Source organism: Sorangium sp. So ce394, from assembly GCF_051474665.1.
Taxonomy (GTDB): Bacteria; Myxococcota_A; Polyangia; order Polyangiales; family Polyangiaceae; genus Sorangium; species Sorangium cellulosum_D.
Genome location: NZ_CP150339.1, coordinates 3,900,872 through 3,917,496, shown reverse-complemented (window position 1 = coordinate 3,917,496; position 16,625 = coordinate 3,900,872). Strand labels below are relative to the sequence as shown.

Annotated in this window: 11 protein-coding genes; 5 read left to right on the top strand and 6 right to left on the bottom strand. The window is 73.7% G+C overall.

Annotated elements, in window-relative coordinates; translation table 11 throughout:
* Positions 1 to 1,197: a hypothetical protein gene (locus WMF33_RS14605; RefSeq protein WP_437337706.1), complete on the top strand. Its 1,197-nt coding sequence runs from the start codon at positions 1 to 3 to the stop codon at positions 1,195 to 1,197.
* Between the two features lie 49 nt (positions 1,198 to 1,246).
* Here the strand turns inward: WMF33_RS14605 and WMF33_RS14600 are convergent, their stop codons facing one another.
* The 6 genes from WMF33_RS14600 to WMF33_RS14575 form a co-directional block, all read right to left on the bottom strand.
* A complete protein-coding gene (locus WMF33_RS14600; RefSeq protein WP_437337705.1) occupies positions 1,247 to 2,116 on the bottom strand; it encodes a PTS sugar transporter subunit IIA in 870 nt (289 codons plus the stop codon).
* Between the two features lie 5 nt (positions 2,117 to 2,121).
* The gene (locus tag WMF33_RS14595) at positions 2,122 to 4,317 is read right to left on the bottom strand and encodes a cation:proton antiporter domain-containing protein (protein ID WP_437337704.1); all 2,196 of its coding nucleotides are present in this window, start codon (positions 4,315 to 4,317) and stop codon (positions 2,122 to 2,124) included.
* Between the two features lie 241 nt (positions 4,318 to 4,558).
* On the bottom strand, positions 4,559 to 6,160 hold the full coding sequence (locus tag WMF33_RS14590; protein ID WP_437337703.1) for an SDR family NAD(P)-dependent oxidoreductase: 1,602 nt from the start codon (positions 6,158 to 6,160) through the stop codon (positions 4,559 to 4,561).
* A gap of 106 nt (positions 6,161 to 6,266) precedes the next feature.
* Entirely contained in the window at positions 6,267 to 6,857 is a 591-nt protein-coding gene (locus WMF33_RS14585; protein WP_437337702.1) for a hypothetical protein, read from the bottom strand.
* A 95-nt stretch (positions 6,858 to 6,952) separates the two neighbouring features.
* Positions 6,953 to 10,006, bottom strand: coding sequence for an SNF2-related protein (locus WMF33_RS14580; RefSeq protein ID WP_437337701.1), 3,054 nt, complete (start codon positions 10,004 to 10,006; stop codon positions 6,953 to 6,955).
* Between the two features lie 287 nt (positions 10,007 to 10,293).
* A complete protein-coding gene (locus tag WMF33_RS14575; protein ID WP_437337700.1) occupies positions 10,294 to 11,124 on the bottom strand; it encodes a hypothetical protein in 831 nt (276 codons plus the stop codon).
* Between the two features lie 433 nt (positions 11,125 to 11,557).
* Between WMF33_RS14575 and WMF33_RS14570 the strand changes: the two genes are divergently transcribed.
* From WMF33_RS14570 to WMF33_RS14555, 4 genes are all read left to right on the top strand, one after another.
* A complete protein-coding gene (locus WMF33_RS14570) occupies positions 11,558 to 12,604 on the top strand; it encodes a hypothetical protein (RefSeq protein ID WP_437337699.1) in 1,047 nt (348 codons plus the stop codon).
* Between the two features lie 577 nt (positions 12,605 to 13,181).
* Positions 13,182 to 13,679: a hypothetical protein gene (locus tag WMF33_RS14565; RefSeq protein WP_437337698.1), complete on the top strand. Its 498-nt coding sequence runs from the start codon at positions 13,182 to 13,184 to the stop codon at positions 13,677 to 13,679.
* An 86-nt stretch (positions 13,680 to 13,765) separates the two neighbouring features.
* On the top strand, positions 13,766 to 14,833 hold the full coding sequence (locus tag WMF33_RS14560; RefSeq protein ID WP_437337697.1) for a hypothetical protein: 1,068 nt from the start codon (positions 13,766 to 13,768) through the stop codon (positions 14,831 to 14,833).
* Positions 14,834 to 14,909: 76 nt separating this feature from the next.
* On the top strand, positions 14,910 to 16,298 hold the full coding sequence (locus WMF33_RS14555) for an RNA polymerase sigma factor (protein ID WP_437337696.1): 1,389 nt from the start codon (positions 14,910 to 14,912) through the stop codon (positions 16,296 to 16,298).
* Positions 16,299 to 16,625 lie beyond the last annotated feature (327 nt).

Genomic DNA, 16,625 nt, shown 5'->3' with positions numbered 1-16,625 from the left:
ATGCGATCGACGCGGGCGATGAGCGGCGCGGGCGGCGCGGGCGGCACGTCGAAGCACGTCGGCGCGGGCCGAGGGCGCAGGTGGCGGCGCGCGGTGCTCGGGACGCTCGCGCTGAGCGCGCTCGCCGCGCCGGCGATCTCCTCCGGGTGCGTCGCGGGCTTCGATCCGCCGAGCCTCGTGAACGGGCTCCGCGTCTTCGCCGTGGTCGCCGACGTCGCCCCGACCGAAGAGCATCCGAAGGCGAGCTCTTCGTACGCCTACCCGGGCGCTCAGGTCACCTTCAGGATCCATTACCAGGACGGGCTCGGCGGCCCCGAGGAGGGGTCGCGGCCGGTCTCGGTCTACTGGTTCGGCGGGTGCGAGAACCCGGTCGGGGACGACTACTACGGCTGTTACCCGCAGCTCGCAGAGCTCGCCCCGAAGATCGCTGCGTGGGCAGAACAGCTCGAGACCAACCCGAACGCCCCGCTGCCCGAGCTCAACGGCGTGCCCATCGGCATCTTCAGCGACACGTACACGATCACCATCAGCGACAAGATCCTCGAGGGGCGCGAGGCGCCCGCCACGGGGGGCCCGCGGTTCGGGAGCGCCTACGTCTTCTTCGTCGCCTGCACCGGGCAGCTCGGCGCGGTGGAGGACCAGGGCACCGGGCGCGCCGGGACCTTCCCCGTGGCCTGCTTCGACGCCGACGGGCGGAGGCTCGGCCCGGACAGCTTCGTGCCCGGCTACACGCAGGTCTACGTCTTCGAGGACAGCCGCGCGAACAAGAACCCGGAGATGCAGGGGCTCACCTTCGACGGCGACGAGATGCCGGAGGACTTCGCCGCGATCCCGACGGTGGAGCGCTGCCCCATCGACCGCGATGAGCGGCGCGACACGGGGTGCAGCGCGGAGGATCCGTTCACCGCCTGCACCACCCACGCGATCGACGCGATCATCCCGCCCAAGGTGGCGGAGGACGACCCCGACGCGAAGCAGAAGGCGCTGAAGGAGATCGTCTGGGTCAACTACTTCGCCGACATGGGCGACCTCGACGGGGGCATCAAGCTCGTGAGCGACGCGGCCAAGGGGTACCTCGGCGACCACGCCGTGACGTGGATCCCGCCGTCCGAGCCGGGCATCGCCACGATCACCGCGGTCCTCCGCGACGCGCGCGGCGGCTCGTCGGTCGTGCAGCGCCTCGTGCGCGTGAAGTGACGGCGGGCCTCACGGCGTGACGACGCGTGACGCCGCGGGGCCAGCGGCGTCACCCGCAGCCGGCCTCGATCTGCGAGAGCTGCTCGATGAGCTGCTCGGGGCCGCGCGCGGCGCACAGCGCGTCGGCGGCGTTGTGGCTGGCGAGCCGGGCGACCTGGGCGAGCAGCTCGAGGTGCGCGCGGCCGCCCTCGCCGCACACGAGGACGACGAGCAGCCGGAGCGGGGCGCCGCCCGGCGTCGGCACCGCGAGCGGCTCGGCCAGCGTCGCGATCACGGCCGCGGGGCAGGCGCCGGAGACGATCGCGTGCGGGACCGCGACCCCGTTGCCGAGCACGGTGGACGACTCGCGCTCGCGCCGCAGGATCTCCTGGGCGAGCGCGCTCGCGGCCAGCGCGCCGCCGGGGGGCGCGAGCCGGGACGCCGCGACGTCGATGACGTCCTCGATGTGCGCGCACGAGAGGTGCAGCACGATGCGCTCGGGCGTGAGCAGCCCGCTGAGCCGCCGCGCGGGCGAGACGCCGAACGGCGCGCTCACCGGGAACTCGGCGTCGACGAACGCCTTGATCCGCGCGAGCTGCGGGCCGCTGAGGTTGCGGCGCGCGAGCTCGAGGAAGAGCGCGTTCGCCGCGGGGACGCGCTCGAGGTAGCGCGAGACGAGCGGCTCGACCTGGTGGCCGAGCTCGAGGAGCACCGCCGGCGGCAGCTCGAGCGCGCCCGCGATCGCGGTGAGCCGGTCGGGCGTGGGGATGGCGTCGTGCCCGTGCTCGACGCGGCTCAGGTAGGCGCTGGAGACGCCGATGCGGTGCGCGAGGGCGCGCAGGCTGAGGCCCGCCTCGACGCGGAGGAGCCGCAGCGCGGCCCCGAACTCGGCGAGCGCCCGCGCCCTCGAGGCGCTCTCGGCGTCGGAGAGGGCCGGCATGGGGCTCAGGAGCGATCGGGCTCGCCCGCGAGGGCGGCCGAGAGGATCGGCGCGGAGGGCGCCGGGGCCGGGGCGCGGGCGGCGGCGGGCTCGTAGCTGCGCACGACGAGCAGCGAGGTCGGGCACCCCTGGATGACGTCCTCGGCGCGGATGCCGAAGCGGCGCTGCGCGAGGCCCCACTCGGCCCCGACGCCGACGAGGACGAGGTCGTAGCCGCGCTTCGACTCCTCGAGGGCCGCGTCCGCGGGGGAGTCGTGCTCGACCACCTTGAGCACCACCTTGGCCTTGCGCAGCGCGCCGCCCTCCTCGCCCTCGAACACCTCGTCGACCGCGTCCTGCGCGCCGAGCGCATCGCTGGACCTGCGCCTCGGCTTGACCACGTGGAGGATGGTGACGTCGGCGCCGACCTGCTGGGCGAGCCTGCGGGCGAGCGCGAGCGCCGCCTTGTCGTGCGCCGTGCCGTGGAACGGCACGAGCAGCTTGCGGACCGCGGTGAGCCCGCGATCGATGAGCACGCCGACGTCGGTGCGGGCGCCGCGCATGACCTCGTAGACGGTGCCGCCGAGCACGGTCTGGCTGAGCAGCGGCTTGTGCCAGCCGACCAGCACGAGGTCGGCCTGCTTCACGTCGGCGACGTTGCAGATGTCGTGGCTCGGCTTGGGCGAGACGAAGGAGAGCGGCCGGACCTCGGCGCCGAGCTCCTTGGCCCGCGAGAGCAGCGGCGCGAGCGCGGCCGCGCCCTGCCGCTCGGGCCCCTGGTCGAGGTAGAACGAGCCGCGGTCGGTCGGCGGGATGAGGCGCAGGGCGTAGAGGCGCCTCGCCTCGGGGCCGTGGCCGGCGAGCGCGCTCGCGAGCGTCACCATGCCGGGGCCGGAGCGCTCGTAGGAGACGCACATGAGCACGGTGAACACGTCCGCCGCGACGGGCAGGGGCGTGCGCTCCGGGACGTCGGCGAGCTCCTTCGCGAGCTCCTCCGGCGGGTAGATCCAGCGCAGGAGCGGCGTGGTCATGAAGGTGGTGACCAGCGCCATGAGCACCATCATCGTGAACAGCGTGGGCGAGATGATGCCGAGATCGAGCCCGAGGTTCAGGACGATGAGCTCCATCAGGCCGCGGGTGTTCATGAGGATGCCGAGCGCGCTGGCCTCCCGCCAGCGCTGGCCGGTGAGGCGGGCGGCCACGGCGCTGCCGCCGAATTTGCCGGCGCAGGCGACCACGATGATGAGGCCGCACATGATCCAGCCGTCGGCCGAGTTGAGCAGGCCGATGTGCGTGCGCAGGCCGCTGTACGCGAAGAAGAGCGGGAGCAGGAAGACGACGGCGAAGTCCTCGAGCTTCTCGGCCAGGCTGTGCGCGAAGCCGGTGCCCTTCGGCATGATCGCGCCGAGCATGAAGGCCCCGAACAGCGGGTGGATGCCGATCATCTCGGTCGTCCAGCTCGAGACGATGAGCAGGAGGAGCGTGACGGCGACGAGGTCCTGCGAGAGCCCTTCCTTGCTGGATCCGCGCTCGCCGAGCCGGGCCAGGAAGGGGCGGACCACGAACATCATGCCGGCGATGTAGGCGACGGCGAAGACGGTGGTCCAGACGGCGCCCACGAGCCCGGTGGCGCGCGCGATCGAGACGACGAACGCGAGGATGCACCAGGCGGTGACGTCGTCGACGGCGGCGCACGTGATCGTGAGGGCGCCGACCTTCGTGCCCAGCAGGCGCCGCTCGGTGAGGATGCGCGCGAGCACCGGGAAGGCCGTGATGCTCATGGCCACGCCCATGAACAGCGTGAACGACATGAACGGCACGGAGCTCTGGGAGAGCCGGGGGTACAGGTACAGCGCGAGGAGGCCGCCCAGCGCGAACGGCACGATGATGCTGGTGTGGCTGATGATGACCGAGGCGTGGCCGCGCCCGCGCAGGAGCTTCGGATCGAGCTCCAGCCCGATGAGGAACATGAAGACGATGAGGCCGACCTCGCTCACCAGCTTCAGGAGCGGCAGCGACTCCTGGGCGAACAGCACCGCCGAGGTGTCGGGAAAGAGCCAGCCGAACAGCGACGGGCCGAGCAGGATGCCCGCCGTGACCTCGGCGATGACCATCGGCTGCTCCAGCCTGCGGGCGACCATGCCCACGAGCCGCGCGCAGGCGATGATCAGGAACGCCTGGATGAGGAAGCGGCTCAGCGGGTTGTGGATCAGGGTCTCCATGGGAGCGCTCCCTCGTGGTAAGTGTTAAGTGATCGCTTATCAGCGGGCCGCCTCGGCTGTCAACAACGAGGATGCGGAGCGTCAAAGCAGAGCTCGCCCTGACGCACCCGCGACGGCGCGGCCGGTGGAGGTGGGTACCCCGTGAGCGCACGGGACTGTCCGTCGCGCGGGGAAAGCTCCGTCCCGTCGGCAGCTGCTGCTGAGTTTGCTCGACTCGGGGGGCGTCCGCGCGCGGCGGCGCCTACCAGTCGGTCGGCATGTAGTCTTTGAGGAACTGGCCGTAGACGTGCTGGCCGCTGAGGAGCCCGGAGAAGATGGGGTCGCAGATGCGGGCGGCGCCGTCGACGATGTCGAGCGGCGGGTGGAAGCCGTGCTCCTCCAGCTTGCGGGCGGCGAGGGCCGCGGGGTCCTCGTCCGTCACCCACCCGGTGTCGACGCTGTTCATGAAGATGCCGTCCTTCGCGTAGTCGGGCGCGGAGGTGCGCGTCATCATGTTGAGCGCGGCCTTGGCCATGTTGGTGTGAGGGTGCCTGTCCGTCTTGTAGCGGCGGTAGAACTGCCCCTCCATCGCCGAGACGTTGACGATGTGCCTGTCGAACGTCGGCTGTCGCAGCATGAGCGGCTTCAGCCGGGAGTTCAGCACGAACGGGGCGACCGCGTTCACGAGCTGGACCTCGAGCAGCTCGACGGTCGGGACCTCGGCGAGGGTCAACCGCCAGCTGTTCATCGTCCGGAGGTCGACCTGCTGGAGGTCCGCGTCGTAACGCCCTCTGGGGAAGAGCACGTCGTCGAGGGGCGCGTCGCCCGGGGCGGGGATCTGGGAGAGCAGCGCCGGCGCGCGGAGGCCGGCGGCGGGGTCGCCGCCGGCGACGAGGGGGAGCTCGCCGCGCGCGCGGAGGCCGTCGTACGCCTGGAGCAGCGGCCGCGCGACCTCCGGCAGGGCGTGGACCGGCGCGGTCTCGCCCTCGATGAGGTGCGCGTAGAAGCCCGGCGGGCGCCGCACGGTCTGACAGGCGTTGTTGATGATGAAATCCAGCCGGTCGCGCGTGTGGAGGAGGTGCCGCGTGAAGCGCTCGACGCTCGGCGTGTGGCGGAGGTCGAGGCCGTAGATCTCGAGCCGAGAGCCCCAGACGTCGAAGTCGCCCTCGGACGAGTAGCGGCGGGCGGCGTCGTGCGGGAAGCGGGTCGTGACGATCACCCGTGCGCCGGCGCGCAGCAGCATGATCGCCGCCTGATAGCCGATCTTGACGCGGGCGCCGGTGACCAGCGCGACGCGGCCGTCGAGCGGCGCGGTCTGGCTGCGCTTGCGGTAGTTGAAGTCGCCGCAGGGGCCGCACATCGAATCGTAGAAGAAGTGCACCTTGCGGAACTCGGCCTTGCAGACGTAGCACTTGCGCGGCTTCGCGAGCTCCGGCCCGCCGCGCTCGCCCGGCGGCGCGGGCTCCTCCGCGGGGGGCGGCGCCGGCGCGAGCGGGGGCGCCAGCGCGGGGACGGCTGGCGCGGCGGAGGCGGCGGGCGCGGCCAGCGCGGGGGCGTCCGGCGTGCGGAACACGGGCTCGCGGCGGGCGGCGCGGATGCCGACCGCGTCGAGGAGCGCGGTGTCGGCGGACCTCCGAGCGCGCCGCTCGCCCTTGCGGAACGCCCTGGCGAGCTCTCGCTGCTCGGCGCGCTCGGGGCGCGAGACGCGGCCGGCGGCGAGGAGGAGCCGGCGGCGATCCTCGACGCCGATCGAGGCGAGCTGCGCGCGGTCGTCGACCAGGGACTCGAGCACCCGCAGGCAGGCGTCGAGATCGGCGGCGGTGAACGGGCGGCCTGCGCCGGCGGCGTCGCTCTCGGAGCTCATCGAAGCGGCGGTGCATAGCACGCAGGCGCGCGGACGCGAACCGGCGGCGGCCGAGCGGCCGCGGCGGATTGCGGCGGATCGCGGCGTCGACGCCGCGCGCGGCGGATCAGCGCTTGTACGGGCAGGGCTTGCCGCCGTCGCCGGTCTCGACGGGAGCGCCGGTCGCGGCGTCGACGGCGAATGTGGTCGGGAACGGCTGGCCGCCCGGCCCCTTCGAGGCATCGGCGACCGAGAGCGAGAGGCTGTCGCCCGAGCGCTTGAACGCCCCCTGGCGCTGGATGATGCCCGACCAGATGCACGCCGCCTTCGGCGGACAAGGCGAGACGCGATCCTCGGCGGTGAAGCTGCCGCCCTTCGCGAAGGAGAGCACGCGCTCGTATTTGCGGGAGCCGCACGCCGCGGACCTCCACGTGCCGAGCAGCGCGTCGTCCCCGGGTCCAGGGCCCGCGGTCGGCGCCGTCGTGGGCTGCGCCTGCGCCGTGGGCTCCTGCGCGGTCGGCGCCGCGGTCGTCGGCGCCTGCGCGGTCGGCTCCTGCGTCGCCGGCGCGGGCGGGGTCGGAGCCGCCGTGGTCGGCCGCTCCGCGGGCGACGAGGCCGGCGACGGCGGCTCGGGCGCCGGCTCTCGCGGGCTGTTGACGGTGCACGCAGCGAGCGACGTGAGCAGCCCAGCGAGGGGGAGGATGGCTCTTCGCGGCATGCCCGCTCATCCCATGACGGCCCAACCCCCGCAAGCCGGCGCGGCGCTGCCTGGGCGCGCCCGGCGCGCCGCCCAGATCCCGATCTCGCCTCGCGCTACCCCAGCAGCGCGAGCAGGTCCTCCCGGGTCAGCGCGACCGCCCGGTCCGCCTCGCCCAGCGCGGCCCCGGCGATCGCGCGCTTCCGCTCCTGCAGCGCGAGGATCCCCTCCTCCACCGTGTCCTTCGCGACGAGCCGGTGGACCAGCACCGGGCGGTGCTGCCCGATGCGGTGGGCCCGGTCCGCCGCCTGATCCTCGACCGCCGGATTCCACCAGGGATCGAGCAGGAAGACGTGGTCCGCCGCGGTCAGGTTCAGGCCGGTGCCGCCCGCCTTGAGCGAGATGAGCATCACCGGCGGGCCGCCCGGCGACTGGAACGCGTTGACCACGCCGGCGCGGTCGCGCGTCGCCCCGTCGAGGCGGCTCCACGGGATCCCCGCCTCGGTGAGGTGCGGCTCGACGAGGTCGAGCAGCGAGGTCCACTGCGAGAAGACGAGCGCCTTGTGGCCGTCCGCCACGCACTCCTCCAGCGCCGCGAGCAGCCGCATCACCTTGGACGAGGGCGCGGCCCGCGCCGCGGGCGCCGCGCCCGCCTCCGCGGGGCCGGCGCCCGACCCCGGGATCAGCGCCGGGTGGCAGGCCGCCTGGCGCAGGCGGAGCAGCGCCTCCAGCGCCGCCATGACGCTCGCCCCCTGCGCGAGCCGCTCCACGACGTCCTTGCGCGTGGTCGCGCGCACCGCCTCGTAGAGCTCGCGCTCAGCCTCCTCGAGCTCGCAGTAGAGCACCATCTCCGAGCGCGGCGGCAGCTCGGGCGCCACCTCGCGCTTCAGCCGCCGCAGCACGAAGGGACGGATCTTCTGCCGCAGGTCCGCCGCCACGCCGGCCGCGCCCTCGGCGATCGGCCGCCCGTAGCGCTCCTGGAAGGCGCTGCGCCCGCCGAGCAGGCCGCGGTTCGTGAAGTGGAGCAGGCTCCAGAGCTCGTCGAGCCGGTTCTCGACCGGCGTGCCGCTCAGCGCCACGCGCAGCTCGGCGCGCAGCGCGAACGCCGCGCGCGCCGCCTGGCTGTCGGGGTTCTTGATCGCCTGCGCCTCGTCCAGCACCACGATGTCCCACGCCTGCGCCGCGAGCAGCTCGACGTCGTTGCGGAGCACGGCGTAGGTCGTCAGCGTGACGTCGGCCGCGGGATCGAGCGCGCGCCGGGCGCCGTGGTAGACCGCGAACCTGAGGCCGGGGCGGAACCGCCGGATCTCGTCGGCCCAGTTGTGGACGACGCTGCGCGGGCACACGACGAGCGTCCGGCCGCGCACCGCGCAGAGCGTCTGCAGCGTCTTGCCGAGGCCCATGTCGTCGGCGAGCACCGCCCCGAGCCCGGCGTCGCGCAGGAACGACAGCCAGTCGACGCCGCGGCGCTGGTACGGGCGCAGCGTCGCCGTCAGGTCGGCCGGCAGCGGCGCCTCCGGGAGCGACGCGAAGCCGTCGAGCAGCGGCATGAGCTTGTCGAAGCCGGACGGGCGCGGGTACTCGATCTCGTCGCACAGGGCGGCCAGCGCCGGGAGCGCCGCCGGCGGCACCTCCTTGTCGTCGCGCCGCGCCGCGAGCAGGTCGGCGACGCGCGCGCCGTACCTCTCGAGCCACGCCGCGGGCAGCGGCGCCCACCCGCCGCCGAGGAGCGGCACGAGCGGCAGGCCGTCCTGCCACGCCCGGATCACGGCCGCGGCGTCCGCGCGCTTCGGCGGCGCGCCGGCGCCCTCGCCCGCCCCGTCCTCGCGGTCGCTCGAGAGCTCGAACGCGACGTCGAAGGCGCGGTCGTCGATGACGAAGCGCGGCACGAGCTCGGCCTTGCCGAAGAGCTCCCCGCGCGCGTCGGCGAAGGCGCGCGCGTCCCACGCCTCGAGGCGCGAGGCGAAGCGGATCGCCTCGGCGCCGTCGAAGTCGACCCGGCGGCCCGGGATGAGGTGCAGCTCGTCGCGCAGCCGGATGAGCAGCTCGCGCTCCGCGGCCTCGTCGCGGACGGGCACGGGGCCCGACAGGTGCACGAGCCGGCCGCCCTCGATGCGCGCCTCGGGTGGATCGCCGTACACGAGGCTGGGCACGACCGAGAGCGTGTGATCCTTCTGGCTGAGCTCGAGGAGGATCCGCGGCTTGGACGCGCCGCCCGCGCGGGGCAGGCGCTGGCTCTGGACGGTGACCGGGACGCGCTTGGTCAGCTCGGGCAGGACCTGGGTCACGAGCTTGCCGAGGTCGCCCCGCGAGAAGATCCGCCGGAGCGGCAGCCGCTCGAGCTTCGGGCCCGTGAGGTCCGTCTCCCGCAGCAGGTGCAGCGTGCCGCCGCACCGGACGACGCCCGACGCGATCACCTCGTCGACGCGCGGGTCGCGCTCCACGACGAGCGCGACGCCGTCGTCCTGATCGCGCACCGCCGCGCGGGGGCCGATCGCCTCGCTGGAGACGCGGATGGGCGCGCCGTCGAGCTCCACGTCGGCGACGCCGGCCAGCGCGGCGAAGAGCTCGGGCTGGCGATCCGACGGGAAGTAGCCGTGCTGCTTGGTGCCCACGAGCCGATCGATCGCGAGGTCCTCGTGCGTCGGGTAGAGCTCGGGCAGCCTCGGTCCGGGCCGCTCGGCCCCCGCCGGGGCCCTGACGCCGCGCCCGGCGAGGCTGGCGAGCGAGATCCGGAGCGGCTCCTCGGCGCCGCTCGCGTGGACGACCATCCGCTCGAGCGCGAGCACGAGGCCCTTGCGTCGGAGCCGGTAGCGCAGCCGCGCCGCCGGGGCCGCCACGGCGGCGGCGCCGCCCCGCGCGGCCGGCTGGCCCTGCGCCGCCGGCTGGCCCTGCGCCGCCGGCTGGCCCTGCGCCGCCGGCTGGCCCTGCGCCGGCTGGCCCTGCGCGGCCGGCTGCCCCTGCGCCGCCGGTTGCGAGAGCGCGATCGCCGCCGCCACGGCGTGGGCGCAGGGGTCGACTTTGCCGCCGCAGTCGCACGTCCACTCGGCGTCCGCGGGGTAGAGGGTGACGGTGGGCGCGACCGGCTGGCCGGCGGCCTTGACGCGGACCACGACGGCATCGCCGCGGTCCTCCCGGCCGAAGGCGGCGCCCTCGCGGGCGAGCTTCACGCCCTGGGACCAGAGGCCCGGAAGACAGGCTTTTCGGATGGCTTCGAGAAGACCCTGCACAGCGACTCCAGGCGCCGACCACCTGCCCTGACGAGGCGCGCGCTCGCGCGCTCTCCGGGGACCGGCGCCACTTCTTGAGAATGTTCACAGGAAGACGGAGAGGACGGGAAGAGGCTCAGGCGCCTTTTTCCGCCGCCCCGTCTTCCAGGTTCCAGGAGCTTGCCCGGCGAGCGCGGGGCGCTCCTGTAGCAGGAATTCGCGCCGCGCGCGGCTTGACCCGGCGAGCTCTACCGGCGCGTCAGGTGCTCGCGGTAGCGCGTCGTGAGCTCCATCCAGCGCAGCGTGAGGATCGGCTCGCGCTCGAGCCGGTCCTGCCAGCTGCGATCGATCGCCTTCCACAGGTCCCGGTCCGTGATGCCGTGGCGCAGGAGCGCCCGATCGAACGACGAGGCCACCCCGACCGACGACTCGGCGCAGAGGGCCGCGTACTGCTGCAGGCTGAGCGAGGGCAGCGCGCCTCGCTTGCCGGGAGGGTCCTGGGCGGCGGCCGGGTCGGGGGCCGCGGCGCCCGCCGGCGGGGCGCTGCCCGCGCCGGCCTCGCCGGGCGGGCGCCGGAGGGTCACCCCCGATCGCGCGTTGCCGCCGTCGAGCTCCATCAGCTCGGTCTCGGGCGGGGGCTTGATCGAGGGCAGCGGCATCGCCCGCGGCACCTCGACGGGCTCCTCGGCCTCGCCCTCCCCGGGTTGGCCCTTCCCGCTCGACAGGGGGACGATCGCGGACAGCGGCGGCGAGGCCGCGCGCCGCGGGGGCACGGACGACTCTCCCCTCCGGGGGCCCCGCCGCGCGCCGGGGCGCTCGCCGTCGGGCGCCGCGAACGACAGCACCGGACCGGCGTCGGTGATCTCCATCTGCAGGACGATCTCACCGTCCTTTCCGCGGACGATCAGCCGATCGCCCGCCGCGGCCGCCTCCATCTCGTAACGTCGCCCGGACGAGAGCTCGACGGTCGCGGACGGGACCGGCGTGCCGCACGGCGCCCCCCGGCCGCCGATGTCTTCCTGAGGATGGGTCGCCGTCGGATGCAGCGCAGGCTCGGTATCGGGTGGATCCCCACTCATCAGGACGCAGAGCCTAACGCAGCAAGCGCGCGCTCCGCGAGGGCTTTCGGCGGCCGCGCTCGGGCGCAAGACGACCAGAGGGTGCGCGGCTCTCCGCCTGGCAACCGGAAGGTGAGGCGGCCCGCGCGCCTACGGCGAACGACGTGGTTGCGCGTGGATGCGCGCGGTTGTGCGAGGTTGCGCGCCGCCGCGGAGAGCTTACGGGAGGTGGGGAGTCTTCATTTCACAAAGTGCGTCGCTGCGCCGGCGCAGGTGCCGGTCCATCCCGCACGCGAACAAAAACTGCCTATCTTCACAAACGGCTAGAATTCGCTCACTCGATCCGCAATGGGTCCAGCAGCGCCATTCCTCGCACTGCGCGGCTCGTTTTCGACGGCGTCCTCCGGATTTGTAGTAAGCCGGGGGCTGCGAGCTCTACCCGAAAGGAGGTCTCATGAAGAGGACCGATCTCGCGCTTGCGCTGCTGTTCGCCGCGTGCCTCGGAGGCTGCGAGATGCTCGGCGGCGGGACGTACCATACGTGCGCGGAACACTGCAAAACGGAGCTCGACCCCGACGCGTGCATCGAGGCATGCGGCACGTGCGCAGGCCAGTGTGTCAACCCGGTTCCAGAGGGCTTCGACGGCCCTGCGTTGCTCTGGGTGGGCAGGACGACGGATGAGCCGCAGTGCCCCAACAGCGCCCCGAGCACGGTGTACGTGGGGTACGAGACCCCTGACTTCCCGTTCGTGTGCGACCCGTGCCGGTGCAGCGAGCCAACGTGCGCCCTGCCCGACGGCCTCAGGACGGCGGCCTCGCTGAGGTGCGATGGCATCGAGCTCTCGCGGCACGACGCCCGGAACATCCAGGGCGGCACCTGCGTGGTGCCCAGCGAGGCGCTGGCGAGCGATCGCAAGGCGCTCCTGCTCGGCGCGCCCGAGATGACGCCGTGCGAGCCCAGCGTCGAGCCCCCCCCGGTGCCGCGCATCGTCTCGCGGTGGTATCGCTCCGGGAAAGCCTGCTCTGGCATCCTCCCGGAAGATACCTGCATGGCTCCGAAGAGGTGCGTTCCGGTCGATGATCGGCCGCTGGATCACGCGTTCTCGCAGTGCATCATGCACCTCGGGGCCGGCGAGGCGACGTGCCCGCCGGACTACCCGGAGGACGTCGTCCTCTACGACGGCATGGTGGACGATCGCCACTGCTCGCCTTGCGAGTGCGGCCCCCCCACGGGCGGCGAGTGCTCTCTGACGCTCCTCTCCTTCCAGGACGAGGCGTGCAGCGCGCTGCTCGCCACCGACACGACGTCGGGCATGGACCCGGCATGCCTCGCGCCGGTGCCCGGGATGAAGCCCAAGAGCATGAAGGCGGTCTGGCACGTCAACGACCCCGGCCACTGCGAGCCGAGCGGCGGAGAGCTGCGAGGCGGGATCACCCTCACCGGTGCGACCACGTTTTGCTGCCAGACGCGCCCGGACAAGCGTCCGGGCGAGAACGAGTGACTGCGGCGCGCCCCCGCCGAAGCGGCGGCGCCGGCACCGCCCGGGGCGCGATGCGGGCTCTCCCTGAACCAGGGTCGGGCGCAACCAGACCCGATGTCGCGGAGATGAAGATCCTCAGTGCAGGGTTCGATCGGCCCGACAAAAATCTCTCGATAGGGAGAATTTTAAAAACAAAAACACAATGCATTGCAGGCGATCGGGTGCGCGCACAAAAGCCTTTACGTGCGCTCCAAAGTCGGTATCTACAGGATCACGACGTGGGAGCGGTGACGTCGAGCCCGCCTCCGCCACGCGGCAGAGGTGCACTGTCCCACGGGCGCCGGAGACGTTTGAGGAGGGGGCAAATGTCGGGGTGTAGCGGCCGGATGAGAGGCAGCTGGGGGCTTCGGGTCGGGGTGTTCCCTCCGCGCGGCGCGGCACAGATCCCACCCTAGCCGGGACGCCGATGTCACGCGCCGGTTGCGCCGTCATGGTCGCTGTCGTCACGGCAACGGCCCCGGTGCACGCGGATACGCCTCGGTCTGAATCGCGACGGGAGACGGATGAGCCGCGACGGGACATGCAGGAAGGAGACGACATGTTGCGCGGCGAGCTGTCCGCGTCGCCGCTGCTCGCGACGGGCCTCCTGCCCGCGCTCGCCGGGGGGGCCTCGTTCGCCACGACGTTCCGCTGGCCTGCCCTGTCGATCGGCGTCGAGGCGCGCATGCTCACCTCGCTGGCGGACACCTTCGAGGACGGCGTCCTGGTCCACGCGAGCCTGGCGATGCCGACGCTCGACATCTGCGGCCATCGCGGGGTCCTGTCGGTGTGCGCCGTCTTCGACGCCGGCGAGCTGCAGATCACGAGCGATCCCGGCGTCGCCATCCAGGCGCGCAAGGCCTGGATCAGCTCGATCGGCCTGCGGGCGGCCGGCGACTGGCGGTTCTCCGAGCATCTGTCGTTGCGCGGGTTCGTCGAGCTGCACACGAACCACAGCCGCCCATCGCTCTGGGTGAACGGCAAAGAGGTATGGCGGGTTCCGCCGCTCTCCGGGGTGGTCGGCCTGGGGCTCGCGCTCCCGGTGGACGCCTTCTAGCGGATCCCCTTGGCCGCTCCTCGACGGAGCGCACTCGTCGTCGAACCCTGGCCTGAACGAGCGGTCACCACGCCGCGATGAGCACCATGTCAGCACCTTCAGCAAGAAACACCGGAGCCGGCGCGGCGACCCCGGGGCGACCGTGGCGCCGGACGCCGGCGTGGCTCGCCGCGGCGGCCGCGGCCCTGCTCACGCCCTGGCGCGCCGCCGCCGCGCCGCCTCGCGCCGCGGTGCAGCTCGAGTACCGGCGCGCGCCGGGGACCGAGCGCTGTCCGGACGAGGGGCTCTTGCGCGAGGAGCTGGCCAGGCAGCTCGGCTACGACCCGGTGGCGCCCGAGGCGGCTTTGCAGGCCACAGCGCTCGTGTTCCGCGGGCCGGGCCGGGAGGTGCACGCCGCGATGGAGCTCCACGACGCCGAGGGCTCCATCACGTGGTCGCGGCACCTGGTCGCCTACAACGACGACTGCAGGGAGCTCATCATGAACATGGCGCTCTCGCTCCGCGTGGCGCTCGATCCGAGCCTCCACGTGCAGCCCGCGGCCGCCCCGCTCCCCGCGCCCGCGCCCCCGGTCGAGGCCGCGGCCGGAGCGCCGGCGCGCCCCTCGGGGCCCGGGATCAGCGTCGGCCTCGCCGGCGCCGCGGTGTTCGGGATACTGCCGGACACGACCGCCGGGACGGCGCTCCACGTCGCGCTCCGTTATCCGTCCTTCTCGCTCGGCCTGGAAGGCCACGTTCAATGGCCCGCCGCGGTCCAGATCGACAAGAGCGGCCTCGTCACGACCTGGCTGGCGGCGGCGAGCGCGATCCCGTGCTCCCAGATCCGTCGCCTCTTCGCCTGTGCCTTCGTGTCGATCGGGGTCGTCGAGACATCCGGCTCCAACATCGAGCTCGTCGATACGCCGTCGCTCTGGCTCGCCACGGGGCCGCGCGCCGGCGTCGAGATGCCGTTCTCGGATCGGATCAGCGTGCAGCTCTATGGCGATCTCGTGCTCCGTCTCACGGAGTTCCGCATCGAGGGGCCGTCGGGTGTCCTCTGGGCCCCGCCCGCGTCCGGCGGGCTCGTCGGTTTCCGGGTGGATTTCCACCTGCATCCGCGGCGCGAGGCGCCCGCGCGGCGCGCTCCCGTGGCTCGGGGGGCGTGGGCGCCGCATTGACCAGCTTCGCGGCGGCGACGTCGCCGCGCTCCAGGGGGGAAAAGACATGGGGTCACCGTCACGCAAGAGCACGTCCGTGGAGCCTTCCCACGCCTTCATGGCGGCCATCGCCGGCGAGCACTTCTCGTTCATCGCCCGCTACCTCGCTCGCCTCGGGGTGCGCGCGCAGGACATCGAGGACGTCGCCCAGGAGGTGCTCGCCGGCGCCTACCGCGCGCTGCCGCGGTTCGATGCGAGCCGGGGCAGCGTGCGGTCGTGGCTCATGGGGATCGCGACCCACCAGGCGTCGAACCATTTCCGGCGGGCCCACCGCCGTCGCGAGCGGCTCCGGTCGCTCGACGATCTCGCGGAGCTGCCCGACGCCACGCCCGACTCCGAGCAGCGCGTCATCGCGCGGGACCGGCGCGGCGTGCTCGACCAGCTGCTCGCGGAGCTGCCGATGGAGCGCCGCTGCGTGTTCGTCGCCCACGAGCTCGAGGAGATCGACATGGCCGAGATCGCCCAGCAGCTCTCGATCCCCCTGAGCACCGCGTGGAGCCGGCACCGGCTCGCGTGGGTCGACATCGAGGCGGCGATGCGCCGCTGGCAGGCGCGGCAGCGCGGCCGCGCGCTCGCGTTCATCCCCGTCAGCGCCGGCGCGCTCGTCCAGGAGGCGCGCGCCGATCGCGAGATCGGGCGCTCGCTGCTCGCGCGGGTCGGCCGCGCGCTCTCGCCGCGGCGGCTCGCCGCCGCCTCGGCCTCGCGCTCCGCCGCGCTCCACGCCGTCGCGACCGCCGCGGCCCCGCTGGCCGCCGCCGCGGCGGTCGCGATCGCGATCGGCGCGCTGCGCGCGGACGCGTCGCTGGTCGCCGCCGATGCGCGCGCCTCGACCGCGCCGGCCGTGGCTGCCGTCGCCGCGCCAAAGGCGCAGGCCCCCACGCCGCAGGCCCATGCTGCGTCGCCGGCCCTGGCCGCCGTCGCGGCGCCACAGACGCAGGCTGCCGCGCCGCCGTCGCCCGCGGGCGCCGCGCCGCCGTCGCCCGCGGGCGCCGCGCCGCCGTCACCCGCGGGCGCCGCGCCGCCGCCGCACGCAGCTGCCGCGGCGGACGCTTCGCGGGATCGCGGAAGCGCGGTCGCCCCGGGCGCGGCCGCCGGGATCTCGCCAGCGGGCGGCGCGGCGCTCCCCGGCCGGAAGGCCGCGCTCCGTCCGGCCGCCGGCGCAGCCGCGCCCGCCGGCCGGCGTGCCGCCGCGTCGAACGACGAGGAGATCGCCGCCGAGCGCGCCCTCATCGACGGCGCGATCACGGCGCTCTCGAAGGGCCGCTACGCGGAGGCGAACAGCCGCCTCGCCGAGCACCGGCGGCGTTTCCCGGCGGGCCGCCTCACCGCCGAGAGGAACGCGGCGCTCCGCGCGCTCCGCGCCCGCGCGACAGCCGCTCCCCTCCCCTCTGCGCTCCACGCCGTTGGTCAGGCGAGCATGAATTGACCCGCCAAGCCACCAAGGACGCCGCGAGGGAAATCTCTGAATCCCCCCGTCCCCTCGGCGATTCCCCTCCACCGCATCACGCCGCCCCCTCTCTACCTCTCGACCCGCGCCGCCGAGCGGTGCTCTCCCGCACAGGAGACGGGCCCAGATCGGCGTTTTCGGCGCACAGGCGTGCTCCAGCACGCCGAGCACCGAAAACGCCGAGGTGGGCCCGTATCCGAAGCGGGAGAGCACCGCTCCCGTCCGTGGCGCTTTGGGGTGGGTCGCTCGGGGATCGCGCGCGCACAGAAGATCATTTTTGAGGGGCCATGGCTTTTTTGTGAGATG

Bases quoted from the DNA above. Each gene is read 5' to 3' on its own strand.
- WMF33_RS14605 (WP_437337706.1), top strand. From the start codon at position 1: ATGCGATCGACGCGGGCGATGAGCGGCGCGGGCGGCGCGGGCGGCACG.
- WMF33_RS14600 (WP_437337705.1), bottom strand. From the start codon at position 2,116: ATGCCGGCCCTCTCCGACGCCGAGAGCGCCTCGAGGGCGCGGGCGCTC.
- WMF33_RS14595 (WP_437337704.1), bottom strand. From the start codon at position 4,317: ATGGAGACCCTGATCCACAACCCGCTGAGCCGCTTCCTCATCCAGGCG.
- WMF33_RS14590 (WP_437337703.1), bottom strand. From the start codon at position 6,160: ATGAGCTCCGAGAGCGACGCCGCCGGCGCAGGCCGCCCGTTCACCGCC.
- WMF33_RS14585 (WP_437337702.1), bottom strand. From the start codon at position 6,857: ATGCCGCGAAGAGCCATCCTCCCCCTCGCTGGGCTGCTCACGTCGCTC.
- WMF33_RS14575 (WP_437337700.1), bottom strand. From the start codon at position 11,124: ATGAGTGGGGATCCACCCGATACCGAGCCTGCGCTGCATCCGACGGCG.
- WMF33_RS14570 (WP_437337699.1), top strand. From the start codon at position 11,558: ATGAAGAGGACCGATCTCGCGCTTGCGCTGCTGTTCGCCGCGTGCCTC.
- WMF33_RS14565 (WP_437337698.1), top strand. From the start codon at position 13,182: ATGTTGCGCGGCGAGCTGTCCGCGTCGCCGCTGCTCGCGACGGGCCTC.
- WMF33_RS14560 (WP_437337697.1), top strand. From the start codon at position 13,766: ATGTCAGCACCTTCAGCAAGAAACACCGGAGCCGGCGCGGCGACCCCG.